Origin of the sequence: Streptomyces hesseae, assembly GCF_031845785.1 — a bacterium.
GTDB lineage: Bacteria > Actinomycetota > Actinomycetes > Streptomycetales > Streptomycetaceae > Streptomyces > Streptomyces hesseae.
Genome location: NZ_JAVRFI010000015.1, coordinates 12,243 through 34,858, shown reverse-complemented (window position 1 = coordinate 34,858; position 22,616 = coordinate 12,243). Strand labels below are relative to the sequence as shown.

The 22,616-nt window shown below is 72.1% G+C and carries 24 protein-coding genes; 11 read left to right on the top strand and 13 right to left on the bottom strand.

Annotation, left to right across the window (positions count from 1 at the left end; all coding sequences use genetic code 11):
- Nucleotides 1-89: 89 nt before the first annotated feature.
- Both RM609_RS21990 and RM609_RS21985 read left to right on the top strand, forming a co-directional pair.
- The gene (locus RM609_RS21990) at nucleotides 90-722 is read left to right on the top strand and encodes a TIGR03085 family metal-binding protein (protein WP_311613220.1); all 633 of its coding nucleotides are present in this window, start codon (nucleotides 90-92) and stop codon (nucleotides 720-722) included.
- 134 nt (nucleotides 723-856) lie between these two features.
- Nucleotides 857-1,408 (top strand): DoxX family protein, encoded by a 552-nt coding sequence (locus RM609_RS21985; protein ID WP_311613219.1) that lies wholly within the window; start codon nucleotides 857-859, stop codon nucleotides 1,406-1,408.
- Between the two features lie 33 nt (nucleotides 1,409-1,441).
- Here the strand turns inward: RM609_RS21985 and hisF are convergent, their stop codons facing one another.
- Genes hisF through hisD form a run of 8 tightly spaced genes read right to left on the bottom strand, consistent with a single transcriptional unit; the run spans nucleotide 1,442 to nucleotide 7,143 of the window.
- Nucleotides 1,442-2,197, bottom strand: a complete 756-nt coding sequence (gene hisF / locus RM609_RS21980; protein ID WP_311613218.1) for an imidazole glycerol phosphate synthase subunit HisF — start codon at nucleotides 2,195-2,197, stop codon at nucleotides 1,442-1,444.
- Complete coding sequence (locus RM609_RS21975; RefSeq protein ID WP_311613217.1) at nucleotides 2,194-2,598, bottom strand: RidA family protein; 405 nt, start codon at nucleotides 2,596-2,598, stop codon at nucleotides 2,194-2,196. Before RM609_RS21975 ends, hisF begins: the two co-directional genes overlap by 4 nt.
- Nucleotides 2,595-3,320 (bottom strand): bifunctional 1-(5-phosphoribosyl)-5-((5-phosphoribosylamino)methylideneamino)imidazole-4-carboxamide isomerase/phosphoribosylanthranilate isomerase PriA, encoded by a 726-nt coding sequence (priA, locus tag RM609_RS21970; RefSeq protein ID WP_311613216.1) that lies wholly within the window; start codon nucleotides 3,318-3,320, stop codon nucleotides 2,595-2,597. The genes RM609_RS21975 and priA overlap by 4 nt, the downstream gene beginning before the upstream one ends.
- The gene (gene hisH, locus RM609_RS21965) at nucleotides 3,320-3,961 is read right to left on the bottom strand and encodes an imidazole glycerol phosphate synthase subunit HisH (protein ID WP_311613215.1); all 642 of its coding nucleotides are present in this window, start codon (nucleotides 3,959-3,961) and stop codon (nucleotides 3,320-3,322) included. The genes priA and hisH overlap by 1 nt, the downstream gene beginning before the upstream one ends.
- A complete protein-coding gene (locus tag RM609_RS21960) occupies nucleotides 3,958-4,125 on the bottom strand; it encodes a CG2302 family histidine operon protein (RefSeq protein WP_311613214.1) in 168 nt (55 codons plus the stop codon). Before RM609_RS21960 ends, hisH begins: the two co-directional genes overlap by 4 nt.
- 2 nt (nucleotides 4,126-4,127) lie before the next feature.
- Entirely contained in the window at nucleotides 4,128-4,721 is a 594-nt protein-coding gene (gene hisB / locus RM609_RS21955) for an imidazoleglycerol-phosphate dehydratase HisB (RefSeq protein ID WP_311613213.1), read from the bottom strand.
- Nucleotides 4,718-5,824 (bottom strand): histidinol-phosphate transaminase, encoded by a 1,107-nt coding sequence (locus RM609_RS21950; protein WP_311613212.1) that lies wholly within the window; start codon nucleotides 5,822-5,824, stop codon nucleotides 4,718-4,720. The genes hisB and RM609_RS21950 overlap by 4 nt, the downstream gene beginning before the upstream one ends.
- Entirely contained in the window at nucleotides 5,821-7,143 is a 1,323-nt protein-coding gene (gene hisD, locus RM609_RS21945; RefSeq protein WP_311613211.1) for a histidinol dehydrogenase, read from the bottom strand. Before hisD ends, RM609_RS21950 begins: the two co-directional genes overlap by 4 nt.
- 231 nt (nucleotides 7,144-7,374) lie before the next feature.
- On the opposite strand from hisD, the gene RM609_RS21940 reads away from it, so the two are divergent.
- The 4 genes from RM609_RS21940 to RM609_RS34735 all read left to right on the top strand — a co-directional run bounded on the left by RM609_RS21940 (nucleotide 7,375) and on the right by RM609_RS34735 (nucleotide 10,486).
- A complete protein-coding gene (locus RM609_RS21940) occupies nucleotides 7,375-8,976 on the top strand; it encodes an oxidoreductase (RefSeq protein WP_311613210.1) in 1,602 nt (533 codons plus the stop codon).
- Nucleotides 8,977-9,063: 87 nt separating this feature from the next.
- Nucleotides 9,064-9,801: an LON peptidase substrate-binding domain-containing protein gene (locus tag RM609_RS21935; RefSeq protein WP_311613209.1), complete on the top strand. Its 738-nt coding sequence runs from the start codon at nucleotides 9,064-9,066 to the stop codon at nucleotides 9,799-9,801.
- Between the two features lie 16 nt (nucleotides 9,802-9,817).
- On the top strand, nucleotides 9,818-10,339 hold the full coding sequence (gene ybaK / locus RM609_RS21930; protein WP_311613208.1) for a Cys-tRNA(Pro) deacylase: 522 nt from the start codon (nucleotides 9,818-9,820) through the stop codon (nucleotides 10,337-10,339).
- Nucleotides 10,340-10,411: 72 nt separating this feature from the next.
- Nucleotides 10,412-10,486: a 50S ribosomal protein bL37 gene (locus tag RM609_RS34735; RefSeq protein WP_466319588.1), complete on the top strand. Its 75-nt coding sequence runs from the start codon at nucleotides 10,412-10,414 to the stop codon at nucleotides 10,484-10,486.
- Nucleotides 10,487-10,595: 109 nt separating this feature from the next.
- Here RM609_RS34735 and RM609_RS21925 read toward each other — a convergent pair whose 3' ends face one another.
- The 4 genes from RM609_RS21925 to RM609_RS21910 all read right to left on the bottom strand — a co-directional run bounded on the left by RM609_RS21925 (nucleotide 10,596) and on the right by RM609_RS21910 (nucleotide 14,592).
- On the bottom strand, nucleotides 10,596-11,237 hold the full coding sequence (locus RM609_RS21925) for an ABC transporter permease (RefSeq protein WP_438828500.1): 642 nt from the start codon (nucleotides 11,235-11,237) through the stop codon (nucleotides 10,596-10,598).
- A gap of 59 nt (nucleotides 11,238-11,296) precedes the next feature.
- Complete coding sequence (locus RM609_RS21920) at nucleotides 11,297-12,151, bottom strand: ABC transporter permease (RefSeq protein ID WP_311613207.1); 855 nt, start codon at nucleotides 12,149-12,151, stop codon at nucleotides 11,297-11,299.
- A gap of 31 nt (nucleotides 12,152-12,182) precedes the next feature.
- Nucleotides 12,183-13,157, bottom strand: coding sequence for an ABC transporter ATP-binding protein (locus RM609_RS21915; protein WP_311613323.1), 975 nt, complete (start codon nucleotides 13,155-13,157; stop codon nucleotides 12,183-12,185).
- 127 nt (nucleotides 13,158-13,284) lie between these two features.
- Complete coding sequence (locus RM609_RS21910; RefSeq protein WP_311613322.1) at nucleotides 13,285-14,592, bottom strand: NYN domain-containing protein; 1,308 nt, start codon at nucleotides 14,590-14,592, stop codon at nucleotides 13,285-13,287.
- A 336-nt stretch (nucleotides 14,593-14,928) separates the two neighbouring features.
- Here RM609_RS21910 and RM609_RS21905 point away from each other — a divergent pair, with 336 nt between their 5' ends.
- A complete protein-coding gene (locus RM609_RS21905; RefSeq protein ID WP_311613206.1) occupies nucleotides 14,929-15,102 on the top strand; it encodes a hypothetical protein in 174 nt (57 codons plus the stop codon).
- Nucleotides 15,103-15,180: 78 nt separating this feature from the next.
- Here the strand turns inward: RM609_RS21905 and dnaE are convergent, their stop codons facing one another.
- Nucleotides 15,181-18,726, bottom strand: coding sequence for a DNA polymerase III subunit alpha (gene dnaE, locus RM609_RS21900; protein WP_311613205.1), 3,546 nt, complete (start codon nucleotides 18,724-18,726; stop codon nucleotides 15,181-15,183).
- Between the two features lie 159 nt (nucleotides 18,727-18,885).
- Between dnaE and RM609_RS21895 the strand changes: the two genes are divergently transcribed.
- The 4 genes from RM609_RS21895 (at nucleotide 18,886) to RM609_RS21880 (ending at nucleotide 22,570) form a co-directional block, all read left to right on the top strand.
- Nucleotides 18,886-20,223 carry a DUF2252 domain-containing protein gene (locus tag RM609_RS21895; protein ID WP_311613204.1) on the top strand — a complete coding sequence of 446 codons (1,338 nt, stop codon included), beginning with the start codon at nucleotides 18,886-18,888 and terminating at the stop codon, nucleotides 20,221-20,223.
- 37 nt (nucleotides 20,224-20,260) lie between these two features.
- Nucleotides 20,261-20,908 carry a hypothetical protein gene (locus RM609_RS21890; RefSeq protein WP_311613203.1) on the top strand — a complete coding sequence of 216 codons (648 nt, stop codon included), beginning with the start codon at nucleotides 20,261-20,263 and terminating at the stop codon, nucleotides 20,906-20,908.
- A 90-nt stretch (nucleotides 20,909-20,998) separates the two neighbouring features.
- On the top strand, nucleotides 20,999-21,829 hold the full coding sequence (locus tag RM609_RS21885) for a thioredoxin domain-containing protein (RefSeq protein WP_311613202.1): 831 nt from the start codon (nucleotides 20,999-21,001) through the stop codon (nucleotides 21,827-21,829).
- An 87-nt stretch (nucleotides 21,830-21,916) separates the two neighbouring features.
- Complete coding sequence (locus RM609_RS21880; RefSeq protein WP_311613201.1) at nucleotides 21,917-22,570, top strand: hypothetical protein; 654 nt, start codon at nucleotides 21,917-21,919, stop codon at nucleotides 22,568-22,570.
- Nucleotides 22,571-22,616 lie beyond the last annotated feature (46 nt).

The following is a 22,616-nucleotide window of genomic DNA, read 5'->3' as shown; positions in this document are numbered from 1 at the left end:
TCCGCGCCGGTGGCGCCGCCGCCGGTGGCCGGACACGCCTGGGCGCGGGCCCCGTGGCTTCGGCCGGACCGTGGTCGTAGGCTGACGCCATGTCAACCCATGCGCAGCGCGAACGTCTGCTCCTCGCCGATCTGTTGGAGACGGTGGGCCCCGACGCGCCCACCCTCTGCGAGGGCTGGCGGGCCCGTGATCTCGCCGCCCACACCGTGGTGCGCGAGCGACGGCCCGACGCCGCCGCCGGCGTCGTGTTCAAGCCATTGGCCGGCCGGCTGGAGCGGGTGCAGGCGGAATTCGCGGCCAAGCCGTACGAGGAGCTGATCCAGCTCATCCGTACCGGGCCGCCGCGCACCTCGCCGTTCGCTCTCAAGCAGGTCGACGAGGCGGCCAACACCGTGGAGTTCTACGTCCACACCGAGGACGTGCGCCGGGCCCAGCCGGAGTGGACGCCCCGTGACCTGGACCCCGTCTTCGCGGACGCGCTGTGGAGCCGGCTGGAGCGCACCGCCCGGCTGGCCGGCCGGAAGTCGCCGGTGGGCCTGGTGCTGCGGCGCCCGGACGGGCGGACGGCGGTCGCCCAGAAGGGCGCGCCCGTGGTGACGGTCACCGGGGAGCCCGGCGAGCTGCTGCTGTTCGCCTTCGGGCGGCAGGACGCGGCACGGGTGGAGCTGGCGGGCGAGGACACGGCGATCGCCAAGCTCAAGGCGGCATCGCTGGGGCTCTAGGCCGCTGGGGCTCTGGGCCGCTGGGGCTCCGGGCACCCGCCGGGCCCGACTGGCGTCTTTGCTTCTCCTGGCGTATGGCGGACCCCCGTGACCCGGGGTGACACTGGTACCGAGGGTGGAAGAAGGTGCCGATCATGGCTTTCCGGAGCAGAACGACGCACATCTTCGCCGGGCAGGGGGGCGACCAGCCGTCGTCGGCGCTGACCGGCTATTCCTTGGGACTCCTGCTGCTGCGCATGATGCTCGGCATCATCATGGTCACGCACGGTACGCAGAAGCTGTTCGGGTGGTTCGACGGGGCGGGCATCGACGGGACGGCCCAGTACTTCAAGCAGGCCGGTTATCCGGCACCGAAGGCGATGTCCGTGATCGCCGGGCTCAGTGAGTCGCTCGGCGGGGCCGGGCTGTTCCTGGGGCTGCTGACACCGCTGGCCGCGGCGGCGGTGCTGGGGACGATGGTCAACGCGCTGGGGGTGACCTGGGAGGGGGGATTCCTGCTGCCCAGTGGGGTGGAGTTCACGCTTCTGGTGGCCGTCGCGGCGGCTTCGCTGGCGCTGACCGGGCCGGGGGCGTACGCGGTCGACCACTATCTGCCCGTGCTGCGGGCTCACCGGGTCGCTTACGGGGTGGCGGCGATCGCGCTGGCGCTGGTGGTCGGGGCGATCTTCTTGCTGATCCGGAAGTAGGTCCGGGGGCTATGCCCCCGGACCCCCGGTGCGCTAGCGGACCGGGTGCCCCGCACCCTTCAGCGCCTGCTTCACGTCCGTGATGCGCAGGTCGCCGAAGTGGAAGACCGACGCGGCCAGGACCGCGTCCGCGCCCGCCTCGACCGCCGGGGCGAAGTGCTCCAGACGGCCCGCGCCGCCGCTGGCGATGACGGGGACCGTGACATGGCGGCGCACGGCGGTGATCATCTCCGTGTCGTAGCCGTCCTTGGTGCCGTCGGCGTCCATGGAGTTCAGCAGGATCTCGCCGGCGCCCAGTTCGGCGGCGCGGTGGGCCCACTCCACGGCGTCCAGGCCGGTGCCGCGGCGGCCGCCGTGGGTCGTGACCTCGAAGGAGCCGGAGGCCGTACGACGGGCGTCCACCGACAGGACCAGGACCTGGCGGCCGAAGCGCTCGGCGATCTCACGGATCAGCTCGGGCCGTTCGATCGCGGCGGTGTTGACGCCGACCTTGTCGGCGCCGGCCCGCAGCAGCTTGTCGACGTCCTCGGCGGTGCGGACGCCACCGCCGACCGTCAGCGGGATGAAGACCTGCTCGGCGGTGCGGCGCACCACGTCGTAGGTGGTCTCGCGGTTGCCGGAGGAGGCCGTGATGTCGAGGAAGGTCAGCTCGTCGGCGCCCTCCTGGCCGTAGATCCTGGCCATTTCGACGGGGTCGCCCGCGTCGCGCAGGTTCTGGAAATTGACGCCCTTGACGACCCGGCCGTTGTCCACGTCCAGGCAGGGGATGACTCGGACCGCGAGGGTCACGCCGTTGCTCCTCTGAAAGCTTCTACTTCTACTTCGACCAGCACACGGGAGTCGGCGAAGCCGGAGACCACGACCAGGGTCGCGGCGGGCCGGACGGCGTCGAACAGCTCCTTGTGGGCGCGGCCGACCGCGTCCACGTCCCGCGCGTGGGTGAGATACATCCGGGTGCGGACGACGGACTCCGGGCCGAGGCCGAACTCCTCCAGCGCGGCGAGCGCGTTACCGAAGGCCGTGCGGGCCTGCACGTAGGGGTCGCCCTCGCCGTGGAGGACGCCGTTCACCAGCGGCATCGTCCCGGCGACATGCACCCGGTCCCCGACCGCGACGGCACGTGCGAAGCCGATCTCCGCTTCCCAAGGACTGTTCGTCTGGACGTGCCGCCGGGCCGGGGTATCGCTCATACGGACACTGCCTCCAGGGCCTCTTCCAAGGTGAACGCCTTGGCGTAGAGGGCCTTCCCGACGATCGCGCCTTCGACGCCCTCCGGTACCAGGGTGGCGATCGCGCGCAGGTCGTCAAGAGAGGAGACCCCGCCGGAGGCCACGACCGGGCGGTCGGTGGCGGCGCAGACACCTCTCAGCAGCTCCAGGTTGGGGCCCTGAAGGGTGCCGTCCTTGGCGATGTCGGTGACGACGTAGCGGGCGCAGCCCTCGGCGTCGAGGCGGGCGAGGGTCTCGTAGAGGTCGCCGCCGTCGCGGGTCCAGCCGCGGCCGCGCAGGGTGGTGCCGCGGACGTCCAGGCCGACCGCGATGCGGTCGCCGTGCTCGGCGATGACCTTGGCGACCCACTCGGGGGACTCCAGGGCGGCGGTGCCGAGGTTGACGCGGGTGCAGCCGGTGGCGAGGGCCGCGGCGAGCGAGGCGTCGTCGCGGATGCCGCCGGAGAGCTCGACCTTGATGTCCATGGAGCGGGCGACCTCGGCGACCTGGGCGCGGTTGTCGCCGGTGCCGAAGGCGGCGTCCAGGTCGACCAGGTGGAGCCACTCGGCGCCGGCCCGCTGCCAGGCGAGGGCTGCGGTGAGCGGGTCGCCGTAGGAGGTCTCCGAGCCCGACTCGCCGTGGACCAGGCGTACGGCCTGGCCGTCACGGACGTCGACGGCGGGAAGGAGTTCGAGCTTGGGCATCAGAGGGTCTCGATCCAGTTGGTCAGCAGCTGGGCTCCGGCGTCGCCGGACTTCTCGGGGTGGAACTGGGTGGCCCACAGCGGGCCGTTCTCCACGGCGGCGACGAACGGCTCGCCATGGGTGGCCCAGGTGACCTTGGGGGCGCGGATGTTGGCGTTGCCGACCTCCAGGCTCCACTCGCGCACGGCGTAGGAGTGCACGAAGTAGTAGCGGGTGTCGGCGTCGAGGCCGGCGAAGAGCCGGGAGTCCTCGGCCGGGGTGACGGTGTTCCAGCCCATGTGGGGGACGACGTCGGCCTTGAGCGGCTCGACCGTGCCGGGCCACTCGTCGAGGCCCTCGGTCTCGACGCCGTGCTCGATGCCGCGCTCGAAGAGGATCTGCATGCCGACGCAGATGCCCATGACGGGGCGGCCGCCGGACAGCCGGCGTCCGACGATCCAGTCGCCGCGGACGGAGCGCAGGCCCTGCATACAGGCGGCGAACGCGCCGACGCCGGGGACGAGGAGCCCGTCGGCGTTCATGGCGGTCTCGTAGTCGCGGGTGATCTCGACGTCCGCGCCGACGTGGGCGAGGGCCCGCTCGGCGGAGCGGACGTTGCCGAAGCCGTAGTCGAAGACGACGACCTTCTTTGGGGTGCTCATGACCACAGCCCTTCGACACGCAGGAGGCCGGCGGCCAGGCACATGGCCGCGCCTATGCCGAGCAGCACGATCAGGCCCTTGGGCATGCCCTGCTTGAGGAACGAGATGATGCCGCCGACCAGGAACAGGCCGACGAGGATGAGCGCGGTGGAGGTGCCGTTCACGGTTAGAGGGCGCCCTTCGTCGACGGGAGGATGCCGGCCGCGCGCGGGTCGCGCTCGCTGGCGTAGCGCAGGGCGCGGGCGAGGGCCTTGAACTGGCACTCCACGATGTGGTGGGCGTTGCGCCCGTACGGGACGTGGACGTGGAGGGCGATCTGCGCCTGGGCGACGAAGGACTCCAGGATGTGCCGGGTCATCGTCGTGTCGTACGCTCCGATCATCGGCGCCATGTTCTCGGGCTCGGTGTGCACGAGGTAGGGGCGGCCGGAGAGGTCCACGGTGACCTGGGCGAGGGACTCGTCCAGGGGCACGGTGCAGTTGCCGAAGCGGTAGATGCCCACCTTGTCGCCGAGGGCCTGCTTGAAGGCGGCGCCCAGCGCGAGGGCGGTGTCCTCGATGGTGTGGTGGGTGTCGATGTGGAGGTCGCCGTCGGTCTTGACGGTGAGGTCGAAGAGGCCGTGCCGGCCGAGCTGGTCGAGCATGTGGTCGTAGAAGCCGACCCCGGTCGACACATCGACCTGCCCGGTGCCGTCGAGGTCTATCTCGACCAGGACGGAGGTCTCCTTGGTGGTGCGCTCGACGCGCCCAACGCGGCTCATGTGTTGCTCTCCTTGCGAATGGCGCGTACTGCGTCCAGGAAGGCGTCGTTCTCCTCGGGCGTGCCCGCGGTGACCCGCAGCCGGCCGGGGACGCCGTTGTCCCGTACCAGGACACCCTGATCGAGGATGGCCTGCCATGCGGCGTGGCTGTCGTCGAAGCGCCCGAACTGGACGAAGTTGGCGTCGGAATCGGTCACCTCGCAGCCCATGGCGCGCAGCTCGGTGACGATACGGTCGCGTTCGGCCTTGAGCTGTTCGACGTAGCCGAGCAGCGTGTCCGTGTACTCCAGGGCGGCGAGCGCCGTGGCCTGGGTGACGGCCGACAGGTGGTACGGCAGCCGGACGAGCTGGACGGCGTCGGCCACGGCGGGGTGCGCGGCGAGGTAGCCGAGGCGGAGCCCGGCGGCGCCGAAGGCCTTGGACATGGTGCGGGAGACGACGAGGTGGGGGCGGCCCTCGATCAGCGGCAGCAGCGAGGGGCGGTGGCTGAACTCGCCGTACGCCTCGTCGACGACCACCAGCGACGGGCGGGCCGCCTGGGCGGCCTCGTACAGCCGCAGGACCGTCTCCTCCTCGACCGCCGTGCCCGTGGGGTTGTTCGGCGAGCAGATGAAGACGACCTCGGGCCGGTGCTCGGCGATGGCGGCCTCGGCGGCGTCGACATCGATGGTGAAGTCGGCGCGGCGGGGTCCGGAGATCCAGCCGGTGCCGGTGCCTCGGGAGATCAGGGCGTGCATCGAGTACGAGGGCTCGAAGCCCATCGCCGAGCGGCCGGGTCCGCCGAAGGTCTGGAGCAGTTGCTGGAGGACCTCGTTGGAGCCGTTGGCGGCCCAGACGTGTCTCATGGTGACCTCGTGGCCCGTGGTGCGGGTGAGGTACTTGGCGAGCTCGGTGCGCAGCTCGACCGCGTCCCGGTCGGGGTAGCGGTTGAGGTGCCGGGCGGCCTCGGCGACGCGCTCGGCGATCCGGGCCACGAGGGGCTCGGGGAGGGGGTAGGGGTTCTCGTTGGTGTTCAGGCGTACGGGCACGTCGAGCTGGGGGGCGCCGTACGGGGACTTGCCGCGCAGTTCGTCCCGGATGGGGAGGTCGTCGATTCCGGTCACGTACCCGGCACCGTCCAATCGAAGCGGGCCTTGACCGCCGCGCCGTGGGCGGGCAGGTCCTCGGCCTCGGCGAGCGTCACCACGTGGCCCGCGACGTCGGCCAGCGCCTCGCGGGTGTAGTCCACGACGTGGATGCCGCGCAGGAAGGACTGCACGGACAGCCCCGAGGAGTGGCAGGCGCAGCCGCCGGTGGGCAGGACGTGGTTGGAGCCGGCGGCGTAGTCGCCCAGGGACACCGGGGAGTACGGGCCGACGAAGATCGCGCCGGCGTTGCGGACGCGGGCGGCCACGGCGGCGGCGTCGGCGGTCTGGATCTCCAGGTGCTCGGCGGCGTAGGCGTCCACGACCTCCAGGCCCTGCTCGACGCCGTCGACCAGCACGATGCCGGACTGGCGGCCGCCGAGCGCGGGGAGGATCCGGTCGTCGACGTGCCTGGTGGCCGCGACCTGGACGGCGAGCTCCTTCTCCACCGCGTCCGCGAGCTCCTCGGAGTCGGTGACGAGGACGGAGGCGGCCAGCGGGTCGTGCTCGGCCTGGCTGATCAGGTCGGCGGCGACGTGCGCAGGGTCGGCGGTGGCGTCGGCGAGGACGGCGATCTCGGTGGGGCCGGCCTCGGCGTCGATGCCGATACGGCCCTTGAGCAGCCGCTTGGCGGCGGCGACCCAGATGTTGCCGGGGCCGGTGACCATGTCGGTCCGGCGGCACTCGTCGGTGCCGTAGGCGAACATGGCGACGGCCTGGGCGCCGCCGGCCGCGTACACCTCGTCGACGCCCAGCAGCGCGCAGGCGGCCAGGATCGTCGGGTGCGGCAGGCCGCCGAACTCCTTCTGGGGCGGGGAGGAGACGGCCATGGAGCCGACGCCGGCCTCCTGGGCCGGGACGACGTTCATGACGACGGACGAGGGGTAGACGGACCGGCCGCCCGGGACGTAGAGGCCGACGCGCCGTACGGGCACCCAGCGCTCGGTGACCGTGCCGCCGGGCACGACCTGGACGGTGGTGTCGGTGCGGCGCTGCTCGCGGTGGACGAGGCGGGCGCGGCGGATGGACTCCTCCAGCGCGGCGCGCACGGCCGGGTCGAGCTCCTCCAGGGCCTTGGTGATCGCCTCGGCGGGGACCCGCACCCGGTCGATCTTCACTCCGTCGAAGCGCTCCGCGTAGTCGATCAGGGCCGCGGTGCCGCGATGATGCACGTCGTCGCAGATGGGCCGCACCTTTTCCAGGGCGGCCTCGACGTCGAGCTCGGCACGGGGCAGCAGGTCGCGGTCGATGCCGTTCACAGGGAAGGCGTCGCCGCGCAGATCGATTCGGGAGATCACGCGGTCAATTGTCTCAGACCCGTCCTGTCGCACCGCTCCCCGTACCACCCACTGATATGCCGCCAAAGAGTTGATCTTTGACTGACGGTGGACGGACAATCGCCATTCACCGCCGGTGTTCGAACGGTCACCCGGCGGGAATGGGGCGGGTACACGCGGTGCCGCAGAGGACGCGCACTCCGGCGCGCCGTCGTGGGCGCGCGCCGCCGTGGTGGGGAGAGGGGGGAGACCGTGACCGAGGGAGCCGTGGGCGCACCGCCCGCCGATCTTGAGCTCACCACCGCCGAGCGGGACATGTGGGAGGCCTTCCGCAAGGGCGCCACCCTCGATCTGCGCAGCCCACGCCCCGAGCTCAACGACCCCGGCGGGCAGCACGCCTGGGGCCCCGAGCGCACCGTGCGCGCCCGGGTCGTGGCCCTGCTGCTGCTCAGCGGGCCTCCGCCGCACCCCGGCCGGGTGGCCGCGCTCAAGCTCAACGGCGTACGGATCACCGGCACCCTGGATCTCTCCGGCGGCACCGTCACCCCCTACGTCGAGCTCCACAACTGCCGGTTCGAACAGCAGCTGCTGCTGCCCGAGAGCACCTTCTCCACCCTGCGCCTGGTCGGCTGCGCCATCCCCCGGGTCGAGGCCGCCCGGATCCGCACCGAGGGCGATCTCCATCTGCCGCGCTGCGTCGTCCAGCACGGCATCCGGCTCACCGACGCCCACATCGGCACGGACCTGCTGCTCAACCAGCTGGTGGTGCGCCGCGACCGGCGCGGGCTGTCCATCGCCGCCGACGGGATGACCGTGGGGCAGGACCTCCAGGCCGAGATGATGCGCTCCCACGGCGAGCTGAGCATGCGCGGCGCGACCATCGGGGCCTCGCTGAGCCTGCGCGGCTCCACCCTCAACAACCCCTTCGGCCGCCGCGCGCTCAACGCCCCCCAGCTGACGGTCGAGCGCACCCTCTACCTGACCTCGGCGGGCCTCGGTTACGCCCGCTACACCAGCGGCGCCACTCCCCCGTTCGGCATCGCCACCACCACACCCGAGCAGGACCGGCAGCGGCGCTTCGAATGCCTGGGCGGGGCGCGGCTGGACGACGGGCGGTTCGGCGACGCCGTGGACCTCAGCGAGGCCCGCTTCGTGATGGAGGCCGACCAGGAGCTGTCGCTGCGCCGGGTGCAGACGCCAGAGCTGCGCTTCCTCGGCGAGCGGCAGCAGCGCGGCCGGGTGGTGCTGTCCGGGGCGCGCGTGGTCAATCTCGTCGACCGCTTCGACAGCTGGCCCGGCCCCGGCGGGCTGGCCATGGCCGGCTTCACCTACGAGAACCTGATCCCTACGGGCTCCTTCCCCCTCGCCCGCCGCCTGGACTGGCTGGCGGCGGCCACCCCGGAGTACGCGCCCGAGCCCTACGAACGGCTGGCGGGCGCCCTGCGCGCCAGCGGCGAGGACGCCGACGCCCGGGAGGTCCTGCTCGCCAAGCAGCGCCGCAGACGCGAGACGCTGCCGCCGGCGGGCAAGGCCTGGGGTTACCTCCAGGACTGGACGGTGGCCTACGGCTACCGGCCGGGCCGGGCCGCCGTGTGGATGGCGATCCTGTGGGCGATCGGCGCCTGCTACTTCTCCTACCGGCCGCTGCCCCCGCTGAAGGAGGGCGAGGGCCCGGCGTGGAACCCCGAGCTGTACTCCCTGGACCTGCTGCTGCCCGTCATCGACCTGGGACAGGGCACGGCGTGGCGGCCCACCGGCGCCGCCCAATGGGTCGTCGCGATGCTCAACCTGCTGGGCTGGATCCTCGCCACCACGGTCGCGGCGGGCGCGTCCCGGCTGCTGCGCAGGCAGTGACCGGAGCGGCCGGCGCGGGCCGCGGCCGCTCCGCCCCCGGTGAAATCCCCGCTCCAGTGGGCCGCCCGGCCATTAGGCTTACCGCCCGTGACCACCGAGCGCCTTCCCCTGTTCCCGCTGAACTCGGTGCTGTTCCCGGGCCTTGTGCTCCCGCTGAACGTATTCGAGCGGCGGTACCGCGCGCTGATGCGCGACCTGGCGGAGCTGCCCGAGGACACACCGCGCCGCTTCGGCGTCGTCGCCATCCGCGACGGCCACGAGGTGGCCCCCAGCGCCCCCGGCCTGCCGGAGGAGTCCCGCCCCGAGCCGGGCCCGTCCTCCGGCTTCGGCACCGACCCGATCGCGTCCTTCTACGCCATGGGCGTCGTCGCCGACGCGGCCACCATCCGCAAGCGGCCCAACGGCACGTACGAGGTCCTCGCCACCGGCACGACCCGCTTCAAGCTGCTGTCCGTCGACTCCTCCGGCCCGTATCTCACCGCCGAGATCGAGCACGTCGAGGAGCGGCAGGGCGAGGAGGCCGGGGCGCTCGCCTCGGGCGTCGTCCGGGCCTTCCGCGCCTACCAGAAGCGGCTGGCCGGGGCGAACGACGCCTCGCTGGCGGGCCGCGCGGATCTGCCGGGCGAGCCCCGGGTGCTGTCCTACCTGGTCGCGGCGGCGGCCGTGCTGGACACCCCGGCCAAGCAGCGGCTGCTCCAGGCGCCCGACACCACCTCGCGGCTCGCGGAGGAGCTGCGGCTGCTGCGCGCCGAGACGGCCGTCATGAGCAAACTCCCCTCCCTGCCCGCCGTCGAACTCACCCGGCGGCCCACCAGCCCCAACTAGCCGACGGGACGAGTCCTTGGCGAAGAAGAACGGCAAAGCAGGCGGCAACGGCAAGCGACAGGCCGCGGGCGCGACGCCCGCGATCGTCGCCCTGGAGAAGGCCGGCGCCGCCTTCACCGTCCACGCCTACGAGCACGACCCGGCCACCCCCTCCTACGGCGAGGAGGCCGCGCAGGCGCTGGGGGTGGAGCCCGGGCGGGTCTTCAAGACCCTCGTCGCCGAGGTCGACGGCGCGCTGACCGTGGCCGTCGTACCGGTCTCGGGCTCCCTCGACCTCAAGTCGCTCGCCACGGCCGTCGGCGGCAAGCGGGCCGCGATGGCCGACCCGGCCGCGGCCGAGCGCACGACGGGGTACGTCCGGGGCGGCATCTCCCCCCTCGGGCAGCGCAAACGGCTCCCGACCGCGCTGGACGCGTCCGCGCGGGCGCACCCCACGATCTGTGTGTCGGCGGGGCGGCGCGGGCTGGAGGTCGAGCTCGCGCCGGAGGACCTGGCGGCGCTGACGGGGGCGGTGGTGGCGCCGATCGCGCGCCCTTGACGGTCTTACGGGCCTTCGCTACGACCGAGGGGGCGGGCCGCGTCCGGCGTCCCGCAGAGGGAGGGGACGCCCGTGTCGAAGCGCACCCGTAAGCGGCGTTGGCGGCTGAAGAAGGGCCGCGCCAACCACGGCCGTAGGCCGGCATAGAGATGTTCAAGCGCCGGACGGGCTGGGGCCAGCCCGTCCGGCGCTTGAGGACAAAGCACAGCAGCCCGTCCGGCGCTTGAGGACGAAACGGTGAAAGGGCGGGCTGGGGTCAGGCCTCCGGCCAGTGCGGCACGACCGCCGGCTCCGGATCCCGCGGCCCGAACAGCGCCGTCAGCCCCAGATGCGCGGCCATCGCCGCCAGCGGCCACGCCAGCAGCATCCCCTTCGCCCCCAGCCGCAGCGGCGCGTCGAAGACGACGCCCTTGCCGACGGCCCGGGCGTGGGCCACCACATCGCCGGTGGGGCCGAACCGGATGCCCAGGCGCCAGCCGACCAGCGAGGCCAGCAACGAGCCGACCGCGAGGCCCACGACGATCGCGATGCCACCGGCCCGGCGGAAGAGGAACACCAGGGCCGCGCTCAGCGCGCCGAGGCACAGCCCCAGCAGCCCGAACCAGCCGTCCGCGCCGATGGCCTGCTCGCCCTCGGTGTTCTTCAGATAGACGGCCTTGCCGTCGGAGATCAGCGGCACCCGGGGCGCCAGCCACGCCCACAGCAGCCCCAGCAGCACACCGGCCACCGTCACCGCCACGAGCACCACCGCCCCCTGCCGCAGCTCCGCGCGCGCCTCTTCCCGGGCCTGCCGGCGGTCCTGCTCCCGCGCCAGGTCGTCCTGCTCGGCGGGGGCGGGGGCGGGCGCGGGGGCCCGGTCGTCGGAGGAGTCGTCCTGCGGTGTCAGCGGTGCGGTCACCCCGCCATCGTGCCAGGTCGGCGCGGGCACCTCGGCGCCAGGAGGGTCGGTGCGGCGCGTCACCGCACGGCCGCCCGGCGGTAGGCCCAGGTGGCCACGGCCAACGACACCACGCCGACCGCCGCGCACACCCCGAGGTCGGCCGCCACCAGCAGCCAGTCCGGGTGCGCGTCGAACGACCGCGCGAACGCCTCCACGCCATAAGTCGACGGCAGCAGGTCCCGCGCGAACGCGACCGGTGCCGGCATGTGCGCGGCCGGCAGCACGCCCAGCAGCAGCGCCGCCGACATGCCCAGCTGACCGCCCAGCGTGGCGAGCTCCTGGCGCGGGGCGAGCAGCCCCAGGGCGGCGCCCAGCCCGGCGAGGGCCGCGCCCGACACCGGGATCACGGCCGCCAGCACCCACAGATGCGCCATCGGCAGCTTGAACAGCACACTGCCCACCACCGCCGTGACGAGGGTGCCGGGCGCGGTGAAGGACGCGTACGCCCCGGCCGCCCCCAGCACGACCGCCGCGGGCGGCACCGGCAGCGTCGCGTAGTAGTCGAGGCCGCCGCCGGCGCGCAGCTGGCCGAAGTACTGGGCGAGGAGGTTGAGCGCGACGAACGCCACGACCAGGACGCTGGAGCCGGCCACGACGGACCGGGCCTCGGCACCGCCGTCGACGACGCCGCGCATCATGACCATGATGCCGACGGACTGGAAGGTCGCCACGAACAGCAGCGGGATCCGCGCCACGCGGGCGCGCGAGAGCTGCGCCCGGTAGACGGCCGCCAGCGCGGGCAGCATCCGCGCCCCGGGCGCGAGGGGGGCGGCGACGGCGCCGCCGTCCTCGGCCCCGGCCCCGGCCCCGGTCCGGTCCCCATCCCGGTCCCGGACCTTCCCGGACACCGCCTCTGCGGATACGGCACTCACGCGGCACAGCTCCTGTTCGCTACGGACCTCGTCACGCCTTCACCAGCCCCTGCGCCCGGCCGCCGCCCAGCGCGAGGTAGACGTCCTCCAGGCTCGGCGTGGCGAGCGTGAAGTCGTCCAGCGCGGCGAAGGCGGGGCCGCCGGTCACCGCGGCGACGGCGGCACGCGCCTCCGCCGGGCCGAGCCGCAGCGACCAGCGGCGGCCGGTCTCCAGGGCGGCGTCCCGCAGCGCGGCGACCTCGGGCACGTCCAGCGGCGGCTCGGTGCGCCAGACCAGATCGACGCGGACCTCGTCGCCGACGAGCTCCTTGAGCCCCGACGGGGTGTCACAGGCGATGATCCGCCCGTGCTCCAGGACCGCGACCCGGTCCAGCACGGTCTCGGCCTCGATGACGTTGTGGGTGACCAGCAGCACGGTGGTGCCCCGCTCGGCGCGGCGCCGGTCCACGGCGGCCCACACGGCCCGGCGGGCCACGGGGTCCATGCCGGTGGTCGGCTCGTCCAGGACGAGCAGGGGACGGTCGCCGACCAGCGCGGCGGCGAAACAGGCGAGGCGGCGCTGGCCGCCGGAGAGCTTCTTCAGCGGACGGCCGGCCAGGGGCGTGAGGCCCAGCTCGTCGAGGACGGCGTCCCGCTCGGCCCGGGCCGTGCCCAGGTCAAGGCCGCGCAGCCGGCCGGTGGTCTCGGCGGCCAGGGCCACCGTCAGCTCGTCCAGCGCGGTCGACTCCTGGCCGAGGTAGCCGACGAGGCGCGCGGCGCGCTCGGGGTGGCGGACGAGGTCGTGGCCGAGGAGGTCGACGCTGCCCGCGTCGGGGCGGAGCAGCCCGGTGAGCTGGCGGACGAGCGTGGTCTTGCCGGCGCCGTTGGGGCCGAGCAGCCCGAAGATCTCACCGCGCCGGATGTCGAGGTCGATGCCGTCGGTGGCCCGGACGGGATCCGCGCCCGGACGCCCGCGGCGCCCGCGCGCGGCCGGGTAGGTCTTGACGAGCCCCCGCACGGCGCACACCGTGGCGCCCGCGGCACGCTCCGCCTGTTTCCCGACCGTTCTCACGAGCTATGAGGGTACGCGCCTCGACGCCTGCGGCTCGCTCGGGGGCACGGTTGCGGGGCCGCTTCCGCCGCCGGCCTGTGGGTCAGTCCCCCGCCTGCGCGTGTTCCGCCGCCGTCCGGGCGTCGATCTCGCGCCAGAAGCCCGCGCGGATCGCATAGCGGTCGTGCTCGTCGATCTGGTCGTCCTTGTGGGCGAGGAGCCCGAAGCGGGCGGCGTAGCGCAGGAGCTCGCCGTCGATGCGGTGGGGGATGCGGGGGTACTCGGTGGAGAGGTGCTGGAGGTGGACGGAGTCGGTCAGGCGCTCGGACCAGCGGCGGGCGAAGACCTGGCCGACCTCGAAGGGGTCGCCGCCGACGGTGGTGATGTCCTCCTCGCGGTCGGCCCAGCGCTGCTCGGCGCTGGTGAGCAGGGCGAGCATGGGCAGGGACGCCGTCTCGGGGGACTCCCCCAGACCGCTGCCCGCGCCTCGGTCGATCCAGCCTTTGTCGGAGGACCAGCGCAGGGTCGCGTTGGGGGTCGCCCCGGCGCCGGACTGCCCGTTGGCCGGGCCCGTGCCGGGGCCCGGCGCCGAGGTGCCGGCCGGCTGTGCGCCCGCCGGGCCGCGCCCGAGGCCGGCGAGGTCCTTCGGGGTGGGCACGCCGCGCGTGGCGGGGGTGTCATTGCCGTCCGCCGGGGCCGCCGTCGCGGGCCGGTCGCCGTTGCGCTCGGCGACGGGGTGGTTCTCCCCTCCGTGACCGGAGGCCGCCGCAGCGGCCGCGGCGGCGGTCTCGGGCAGGGGCGCGGAGAGGATCGCCGCGATCTCGGGCCGGGGCACGGGCGGCGGGGCGCAGGGGCCGGTGAGCTCCTTGGGCCGTACCGCGCGGGTGATCCAGGTGCGGTCCAGGACACGTCGTTCGTCGGCCTCGGCGACGAGGTCCTCGGACTGGTTGTAGTCGCCGTCGGCGGCCTGGACCGCCCATAGGTGGACGGCGACGCCGTGTTCCTTGGCGGACATCAGGCCGGGCAGCAGATCGCCGTCGCCGGTGACGAGCACGATGTCCGAGCAGGCGCGGTTGCGGGCGAGCTCGGTGAGCTCGGCGTGCATGGCCGCGTCCACGCCCTTCTGGGCCCAGCGGCCGTCGCTGCGGGTCAGCGCGCCCAGCCGGACCGTGACACGGGACATCACGCGCAGCCGCCGGTGCTCGGGCTGGGGCACCCGGTCGGGGGCGCCGTCGAACCAGTAGATCCGCAACAGCGGACGCTGGGTGTCGGCTTCGGCGCGCTCGCGCAGCCCCTGGATGAGGGTCGCGTGGTCGACGGTGATGCGCGACCTGGCGGGCTCCCCCGCCAGCAGGCTCGCGGCGGCGCCCAGCAGATAGCCGGCGTCCACCAGGACGACGCAGCGGTCCACGTTCCACCCTCTTTCCGTGAGTTCAAATGACATCAAATGAGTTCGGACGGGTTCGGCTGAGTTCTGGTCGGTGCTGCTGAGTTCGCAAAGTTCTGCTGGGTTCACAAGGTGCGGTCGCCCCGGCACGGCGGTGCCCCCGGTCTCCTCGGCTTGCCAGGAGTCTGCCCGACCGCGCGGGGGTTATCAGTCCGAACTGGATCTTCGGCGTGGCGGATACGGGCGACGGCGGAGAAGTACTCCTGTCACCGAAGGTAATGACCCGAAATGCGGGCTTCGTGGGGGCGTGCAAGGGTGACGTGTAGGGGGCCGTCACCCCGATCCGGAGGCACAGCAGCAATGGCGAAGAACAAGAAACAGGACCGGAGCCAGCAGCGGTCCAGCGCGGCGGAACGTGGCCAGCAGCAGGCCCAGAAGTCGTCGATCGAGGCCCAGAGCGAGCAGCGGTCGACGCAGGTGACCCCGGGCGATCTCGCCCGTAAGAGCAAGCAGAAGCGCTTCGGGCACAACTGATCCGGCGCTTCGACGCGTTTGAGGGGCGCGCCCGCATCAGCGGGCACGCCCCTCAAGCGCGTACATGGTGGTGTCGGCTCAGCCGGCCAGGCAGGACGGGCCGAGCAACTGCTTCAGGTCGCCGAAGAGCGCCGGATCGGGTGTCACCCGGTGGCGGTCGAGCCGCAGAACGGTCGTCTTGCGGGCGCCCTGGAGCTTGATCCGTACCTCGGTCGAGCCCCGGTGGTGGCTGAGCACCTGGCCCAGTCGCTCCACCAGGGGCGGGGTGACCTTGACCGTGGGGATGGAGATGATCACCGGGGCGTTGGTGCCGGCGTTGGAGAGGTCGGGGACCATCAGCTCCATGGCCACCAGCCGGGGGATGTCCTCGCGCTTGTCGAGCCGTCCCTTGACGAAGACGACGGCGTCCTCGACGAGCTGGGTGGAGACCAGCTGATAGGTGGCGGGGAAGAACATGCAGTCGATGGCGCCGGCCAGGTCCTCGACGGTGGCGATGGCCCAGGCGTTGCCCTGCTTGGTCATCTTGCGCTGGAGGCCGGAGATGATGCCGCCGATGGTGACGATGGCGCCGTCGGCGTGCTCACCGCCGGTGAGCTGGGAGATCGAGGCGTCGGCCTTGTCGTTGAGGACGTGCTCGATACCGAAGAGCGGGTGGTCGGAGACATAGAGGCCGAGCATCTCGCGCTCCTGCGCGAGCAGATAGGACTTCTCCCACTCGATGTCGGAGAACTCCACGTCCAGCCCGAAGCCGGGACCTTCGTCGCCGCTGTCGTCGCCCATGCCGCCGAAGAGGTCGAACTGGCCCTCGGCCTCCTTGCGCTTGACCTGCACCACGTTGTCGATCATGGGCTCGTAATGGGCGGTGAGGCCCTTACGGGTGTGGTTCATGGTGTCGAAGGCGCCGGCCTTGATCAGCGATTCGACGGTGCGCTTGTTGCAGACGACGGCCTCGACCTTGTCGAGGAAGTCGGGGAAGGAGGTGTACTTCCCCTTGGCCTTGCGGCAGCGGATGATCGAGTCGACGACGTTGGCGCCGACGTTGCGGACGGCGGTGAGGCCGAAGAGGATCACGTCGTCGCCCTGGGCGGCGAAGTTGGCCTCGGACTCGTTGACGTTCGGCGGGAGCACCTTGATGCCCATGCGGCGGCACTCGTTGAGGTAGATCGCCGACTTGTCCTTGTCGTCGCGCACCGAGGTGAGGAGCGCGGCCATGTACTCGGCGGGGTGGTTGGCCTTGAGATAGGCCGTCCAGTACGAGACGAGGCCGTACGCGGCGGAGTGGGCCTTGTTGAAGGCGTAGCCGGCGAAGGGGACCAGCACGTCCCACAGGGCCTGGATGGCCTCGTCGCTGAACCCCTTCTTCCGGGCACCCTCCTGGAAGAAGACGAAGTTCTTCGCCAGCTCGTCGGGCTTCTTCTTGCCCATGACGCGGCGGAGGATGTCGGCCTCGCCGAGCGAGTACCCGGCGACGATCTGCGCGGCCTTCTGCACCTGCTCCTGGTAGACGATCAGACCATAGGTGACGCCGAGGACCTCCTGGAGCGGCTCCTCCAGCTCCTTGTGGATCGGGGTGATCTCCTGCTGGCCGTTCTTGCGCAGCGCGTAGTTCGTGTGCGAGTTCATGCCCATCGGGCCCGGCCGGTACAGGGCGGACACGGCGGAGATGTCTTCGAAGTTGTCGGGCTTCATCAGCCGCAGCAGGGACCGCATGGGCCCGCCGTCGAACTGGAAGACGCCGAGGGTGTCACCGCGCTGGAGGAGCTCGAAGGTCGTGGGGTCGTCGAGCGGGAGGGCCAGGAGATCGATGTCGATCCCCTTGTTGGCCTTCACCATCTTGACGGCGTCGTCCATGATCGTGAGGTTGCGCAGGCCGAGGAAGTCCATCTTCAGCAGGCCGAGCGACTCACAGCTCGGGTAGTCCCACTGGGTGATGGTGACGCCGTCGGTGTGCCGGACCCAGACCGGGACGTGGTCGGTGATCGTCTCGCTGGACATGATCACGCCGGCGGCGTGCACACCCATCTGCCGGACCAGGCCCTCGACGCCGCGCGCGGTGTCGATGACCTTCTTGACGTCCGGCTCGTTCTCGTACATCCCGCGGATCTCGCCGGCCTCGCTGTAGCGCGGGTGCTTGGGGTCGAGGATGCCGGAGAGGGGGATGCCCTTGCCGAGGACGTCGGCGGGCATCGCCTTGGTGAGGCGGTCGCCCATCGCGTACGGGTAGCCGAGGACGCGGGCGGAGTCCTTGATCGCGTTCTTGGCCTTGATGGTGCCGTAGGTGCCGATCATGGCGACCTTGTCGGCGCCGTACTTCTCGGTGACGTACCGGATCACCTCGGCGCGCCTGCGCTCGTCGAAGTCGATGTCGACATCGGGCATGGAGATGCGCTCGGGGTTGAGGAACCGCTCGAAGATCAGGCCGTGCGGGATCGGGTCGAGGTCGGTGATGCCCATGGCGTACGCGACGATCGAGCCGGCCGCGGAGCCTCGGCCGGGGCCGACCGCGATGCCCTGGTTCTTCGCCCACATGATGAAGTCGGCGACCACGAGGAAGTAGCCCGGGAAGCCCATCGAGATGATCGTGTCCATCTCGTACTCGACCTGCTTCATGCGGTCCTCGGGGATGCCGCCCGGGAAGCGGCGGTGCATCCCGCGCATGGTCTCCTCGCGGAACCAGGTGACCTCGGTGTAGCCCTCGGGGATGTCGAACTTGGGCATCAGGTTCCGGAACTGGAACATGCCCTCGGTGTCGACCTGCTCGGCGACCAGCCTGGTGTTGGCGCAGCCCTGCTGCCAGGCGTCCGAGGAGTCGATGGCGTACATCTCGTCCGTGGACTTCAGGTAGTAGCCCGTGCCGTCGAAGCGGAAGCGGTCCGGGTCGGAGAGGTTCTTGCCGGTCTGGATGCAGAGCAGGGCGTCGTGGGCCTCGGCCTCGTGCGCGTAGGTGTAGTGGGAGTCGTTGGTGACCAGCGGGGGGATGCCGAGCTTCTTGCCGATCTCCAGCAGGCCGTCGCGGACGCGGCGCTCGATCTCGATGCCGTGGTCCATCAGCTCCAGGAAGTACCGGCCCTCGCCGAAGATGTCCTTGTAGTCGCTGGCGGCCTGGACGGCCTCGTCGAACTGGCCGAGGCGGAGCCGGGTCTGCACCTCGCCCGAGGGGCAGCCGGTGGAGGCGATCAGGCCCTCGGACCACTGGGCGATGGTCTCCTTGTCCATCCGGGGCCACTTGGTCAGCCAGCCCTCGGCGTAGGCGTCGGAGGACAGCCGGAAGAGGTTGTGGAGGCCGGTGGCGTTGGAGGCCCAGATCGTCTTGTGGGTGTAACCACCCGAACCGGAGACGTCGTCGCGCTTCTGGTGCGGCTGGCCCCACTGGATGCGTCGCTTGTTGCGCCGGGACTCGGGCGCGACATAGGCCTCGATGCCGATGATCGGGGTGATTCCGGCCTTCTGGGCGGAATGGAAGAAGTCGTACGCCCCATGGAGATTGCCGTGGTCGGACATGGCGATGTGTGTCATGCCCATCTCATTGCAGGCATTGAACATGTCCTTGAGCCGCGCGGCACCGTCCAGCAGGGAGTACTGGGTGTGGACGTGCAGGTGCGTGAAGGGCGGCTTGTTGGCCACGGTGGGAGACCTCCGGCGGGAGCGGGCAGCGGGGCGGACGGGACTGTTTTGAAGGTTACCGGCCCCCACCGACAGCCGGGGGCACGCGCCGGTACCCTCACGCGTTGAGCACGTCAGCACACACGTTCGTTCCATGCCCCACCCCAGGAGGACCCCGCGATGGCGACCGAGCACGACCGGGCCGCACAGCGCGGCGAGGAGATCCTCGCCGTCTTCGACACCGCCTTCGGTGAGCTGCTGGCGGCCGACCCGGCGGCCTTCCGCGTGAAGTTCCGGAAGATGGCCGCCTCCGCCTTCGCCTTCTACCGGGGCACCGCCTGCCTCTTCTACTCCGACCTGGCGCACGAGCGCGACGCCGGCCCCTACCTGGACGAGCGCACGAGCCGCGTGTGGATCCACGGCGACCTCCACGCCGAGAACTTCGGCACGTACATGGACGCCAACGGCCGCCTCGTCTTCAACGTCAACGACTTCGACGAGGCCTACGTCGGCCCCTTCACCTGGGACCTCAAGCGCTTCGCCGCCTCCGTGGCGCTGCTGGGCCACGCCAAGGCCCTCAGCGACGAGAAGATCTCCGAGCTGGTGCGGATCTACGCCGCCGCCTACCGCGAGCGGATCCACGCCCTGGCCACCGGCGCCAAGGACGACGACCTCCCGCCCTTCACCCTGGACACCGCCGACGGCCCGCTGCTCGGCGCCCTGCGCGAGGCCCGCTCGCTGACCCGCTTCGGGCTGCTGGCCACGATGACGGAGATCCGCGACTTCGACCGGCGCTTCCTCCCCGGCGGCGGCACCGTCGAGCTGGACGCCGCCACCCGCTACAAGATCCTCGCGGCCTTCGACGGCTACCTGGAGACCCTCCCCGACACCAGCCTGGCCCGCCCGGACTCCTACCGCGTCAAGGACGTCGTCGGCCGCCGGGGCGTCGGCATCGGCAGCGCCGGCCTGCCCTCGTACAACATCCTCCTGGAGGGCAACAGCGACGCCCTGGAGAACGACGTCGTCATCTACATGAAGCAGGCGCAGACCCCGGCGGTCTCCCGGCACATCACCGACCGGGCCGTACGGGAGTACTTCCGGCACGAGGGCCACCGCACGGTGATCTCGCAGCGGGCGCTCCAGGCGCACGCCGACCCGTGGCTGGGCTGGACGGAGCTCCAGGAGGGCGGCCGCAGCCACGGGCAGCTCGTCGCCGAGGTCTCGCCCTACGCCGTGGACCTCGACTGGTCGGACATCGACGACCCCGAGGAGATCGCCGCCGTCGTCGCCGACCTGGGCCGGGCCACCGCCGCCATGCACGCGGCCGCCGACGACCAGAGCGGTCACTCGCTGGTGCCGTTCTCCACGGAGCGTGCCATCGACGCCGTGATCGCCGCCGACGAGGAGGGCTTCGCAAAGCTCCTCGTGGACTTCGCCCACACTTATGGCGCCCGGGCCCGCGCGGACCACCAGATCTTCGTCGATCTCTTCCGCAACGGCCGCATTCCGGGGCTTTAGCCGAGGTTTATCGCGCGGCATGACAGACTCGGCCCTCATGGACATATCAGCGGCACGGTTGCGGGCATTGCGCGCGGCGCTCTTCGCGGCGCTGTGCGTACTGCTGTCCGCGTCCTCCCATGTGCTGCTGTCCGGGAAGCCGCTGCCGCTCGCGACCGTCGCCGGGGCCGGCGTCGCCGTCTTCGCGCTCGCCTACGCCCTCGCGGGCCGCGAGCGCGGCTACGGGCGCATCGCCGCGCTCCTGGTCCCGCTGGAGCTGGGCGCCGCGGCGCTCTTCACCGCCGGGCAGGACACCTGCTACGGCCGCCCCGGCCACCCCGCCCCCGCCGGGGCGCTGACCTGGCTGTGCGAGGGCGGCATGGGCGGCCCGCTGGCCCGCTGGGCCGCCCCCGGCACCGCCCCCTGGCTGCTGCTCGCCGGGCACGTCGCCGTGGGCCTGCTGGCCGCCGCCTGGCTGCGGCGCGGCGAGGCCGCCCTCGCCGGGCTGCTGCGCGCCACCGCTGCTGTGGCCTTCCGCCCGCTGCGGCTCGCCGCCGCGGTGCTGGACGCGCGCGCCCGCGCCGGCGCCGGTCCCGTACGGACCGTACGGGCCCGCCGCGAGGCCCCCTCCCGCCACGCCTTCCCGCTCCTGATCCACTCCGTCGTACGACGCGGCCCGCCGGCCCCGCTGCCCACGCCCTGCTGACCGCAGGCCCGTCCACCCCCGGACGGGCCCCGCGCGGGCCGGGCGGCACGCGATTCGACAGCCACGACACGTACCACGGAGAAGACCACCATGAGCAAGCGCAACAACTGGGAGAACAAGCAGTCCGCTCGCGACCGGCTGCGCGCCGAGCGCGAGAAGCAGGCGAAGCGCGACAAGACCCGCCGCCAGCTCCTCGTCGGCGGCGCGATCGTCGGCGTCCTCGCGATAGCCGGCGGCGTCGGCTACGCGGTGACGCAGTCCGGCGGCAAGAGCGACTCCGCCTGGTCCGCCGCCGCGAAGAAGACGCTCGTCAAGCCCGCCAACACGGCCGGCGACAACGGCACCGAGGTCGTCGTCGGCAAGAAGGACGCCAAGCACACCCTGGAGGTCTTCCAGGACATGCGCTGCCCGATCTGCTCCGTCTTCGAGCAGAACGTCGGCGACACCATCAACAAGGACGTCAAGGACGGCAAGTACAAGGTCTCGTACCACATCGGCACCTTCCTCGACCGCAACCCGCAGATCCGCGGCGACGGCTCGAAGAACGCGCTGAGCGCGCTCGGCGCCGCGCTGAACGTCAGCACCGAGGCCTTCAGCGCCTACAACAAGGCCCTCTACTCCAAGGCCAACCACCCCGAGGAGACCAAGGACGACTTCGCCAAGGACGACGTCCTGCTGAAGGTCGCCCAGGAGGTGCCCGCGCTCAAGGGCAACGCCGCCTTCGAGAAGGACGTCAAGGAGGGCACCTTCGACAAGTGGGCCCTGGAGATGTCCGACTCCTTCGACGGCCACAAGGACGTCACCGGCACGCCCACGCTCAAGCTCGACGGCAAGAAGCTGTCCGTGAAGACCGCCTACGGCGAGGGCGCCCCGAACACCGCCGACAAGTTCAGCGAACTGGTCGCCGCGCAGCTCAAGTAGCGCCCCCGAGGGGCGGGCCCGGCCCGCCCCTCATCGATGCCGAATCTTGACCAGACAGCCGACGGCCGCCGTGGCACACTCGCCCTCATGGAGGGGACGGGCGTTCGGCTCAGGGCGATGCGCGCCGGGCTGTTCACCGCGCTCTGCCTCATGCTGTCCTCGGCGGCCCATGTGCTGCTCTCGCGTGCCCCGTTGCCGCTGTCCACGGTCGCCGTGCTGGCGGCCGCCTTCTTCGCCGTCGCCTACGCGCTGGCCGGCCGGGAGCGCGGCTTCTGGCCGATAGCGGCCCTGCTGGTCCCGCTGGAGCTGACGGCGGACACCGTCTTCACCACCGGCCAGCACGCCTGTTACGGCCAGGCCGGCGGTCCGGTCGCGGGCCCCCTCCACTCGATGGGCGTCGATCTGGTCTGCCGGGGCGGCGAGTTCGGCTCCCCGCTGGCCGCCGGAACGGCCGCCACGAGCTCCGCGACGCCCTGGCTGCTGCTCGCCGCGCACGTCACCGTCGGGCTGATCGCGGCCGCCTGGCTGCGGCGCGGCGAGGTGGCCGTGGCCCGGCTGCTGCGCGCGCTGGCCGCGCTGGCCTTCCGCCCGCCGCTGCTGGCCGCCGCGCTCCGGCCGTACGGCCCCGCCGGCACCGCGCCCGTACGGCCCGTGCGCGACACCCTGGCCGCCCGTGCGCTCCCCCTGCTCGTCCACTCCGTCGTACGGCGGGGACCGCCGTCGCTCCCGGCATCCGCCTGAGCACGGCAACACGTCCCTTCCGTACCTTTCTTCCTCACGGAGCCGA